Below are 1,839 nucleotides of genomic sequence, written 5' to 3' on the forward strand. Positions count from 1 at the left end.
TTAACTACAGGATGAGGATGAGGGTGCAAGCGGCAATCCATCAGCGGTCATATCACGCCGAATTCAGAGAAGCTCTTCAATGAATATCGAGATCAGCATAGACTGGCTGGTCACGCCTGCCTTGGCATAAATCTGGCTCAGCTGTGATCGGACGGTACCGGCGGCGGTGTTTCGTAAAATTGCAATCTCGCTGACCGAGCATCCCTTTATCGCAAAGAGTGCTACATCGGTTTCACCCGCCGACAATTGCCATTCCGCAAAGCGCAGGTCCAGCATCTCGGCCAATGCCCCTCTGGCGACCGCCAGTGCGCTTTCCCGTCGGCGTGCTTCCGCCATCAGTTTGCGCGTGTGCCTTGCGCCCAATACCACGCCCGCCAAAAGTGCTATGGCGATCAGACATTCGGCGATGACGGCGAAATCTATCCCTGCACTGATCTGCAATATGATTTCGTCAATGCTGTCTATCAGGAAGAATATGGTCGCAATCGCCTGAAGGGCCACAATAGCCAAAGCCACAATCAACTCCCGATTGTAGCCGGACAGGCTTGTCGTTGCAGTCTTGCTTGTCATAGGTTTCATGGCACTTCCGCTTAGCGACCCTCGTTTAAGCAGCTGCTTATAGTGGAATGCCACCAAGCGCACTAGTTTCCGAGCCAGTTGGTCAGGCCCGACCTTCTCGTACAACCAGGAAATATCCAATGACAGCATCACAGGCTAGCGGTCTCAGCAAAGTCCCGGCAATCACTCTCGGTTTCTGGATCATCAAAATACTGGCGACCACATTTGGCGAGACCGCCGGTGACACGGTGAGCATGTCGCTCAATCTCGGCTATCTGGTGGGTACCGCTATTTTCGCGACATTATTGGCCATATTGGTTTTATGGCAGATTCGGGTGAGAAATTTTCATCCTGCGCTATATTGGGCGACGATCATCGCTTCGACGACCGCCGGCACGACAATGGCCGATTTCGCAACGCGATCCATGGGCATCGGCTATCCCGGAGGATCATTGCTGCTCCTGACGCTAGTGCTGGTCTCCTTGTTCATCTGGTACCGCGCTATGGGGACGATCTCGGTTGCGTCGGTGCATGAACCCCGCGCTGAAATCTATTATTGGCTCACCATTACATTTTCCCAGACCCTCGGAACGGCCCTGGGCGACTGGGTTGCGGACGGATCGCTTGGCTATCTTGGAGCGGCAGTAATTTTCGGCGCGCTGCTTGCGCTGCTCGCACTCGCTTATTTTCGCACAAATATAAGCCATGTTTTCCTGTTCTGGGCGGCGTTCATCATAACCCGGCCGCTAGGCGCTGTTGTCGGAGATTTTCTCGACAAACCGCTGGCGCAAGGCGGCCTGGAACTTAGCCGAGCAGCGGCTTCCATTGTGCTTGGTCTGGCGATTATCGGTCTGATCTGGATACTGCCGCAAAGACCCGGGGTCAGCAATTCGGCCAGCTGACGGGAAGCGGGTACCAATCCTCAATCATCTCGCCGCCATCTGACCGGTTAAAAAGTTGCTTTCCTACACCAGCGACGCTCTGTTAAACCATCTCGGTGAACCGACGGCACGATCATTCTACGGGCAAGAACAATCTTGCTCGCGTCTCGGCGCGCCCCTTTTCAAGCTAGAATCATTTTCTCTGATAGGGGGTGTGACCCGTGTGACCCTGTTTAAATGTTTGACGCAAAAGCACTGGCGTTCCGTATTTGTTCTGCTAGATAAAGCCCATGGCCAAACCGAAGAAAAAATTTGTCTGTCAGAATTGCGGGTCGATTGCCCATCGCTGGGAAGGGCAATGCGGCGATTGCGGGGAGTGGAATACCTTGCTCGAGGAAGC

Annotated in this window: 3 protein-coding genes; 2 read left to right on the plus strand and 1 reads right to left on the minus strand. The window is 54.1% G+C overall.

Annotation, left to right across the window (positions count from 1 at the left end; translation table 11 throughout):
* Positions 1-63: 63 nt before the first annotated feature.
* Complete coding sequence (locus tag WBM93_RS10515) at positions 64-579, minus strand: helix-turn-helix transcriptional regulator (RefSeq protein ID WP_424431627.1); 516 nt, start codon at positions 577-579, stop codon at positions 64-66.
* 119 nt (positions 580-698) lie between these two features.
* Here WBM93_RS10515 and WBM93_RS10520 point away from each other — a divergent pair, with 119 nt between their 5' ends.
* Both WBM93_RS10520 and WBM93_RS10525 read left to right on the plus strand, forming a co-directional pair.
* Positions 699-1,460, plus strand: a complete 762-nt coding sequence (locus tag WBM93_RS10520) for a hypothetical protein (RefSeq protein ID WP_424431629.1) — start codon at positions 699-701, stop codon at positions 1,458-1,460.
* Between the two features lie 269 nt (positions 1,461-1,729).
* On the plus strand, positions 1,730-1,839 hold a 110-nt coding region (locus tag WBM93_RS10525), incomplete at its 3' end, for a hypothetical protein (RefSeq protein ID WP_424431631.1).

The organism is Parasphingorhabdus sp., from assembly GCF_049667325.1.
Lineage (GTDB): Bacteria > Pseudomonadota > Alphaproteobacteria > Sphingomonadales > Sphingomonadaceae > Parasphingorhabdus.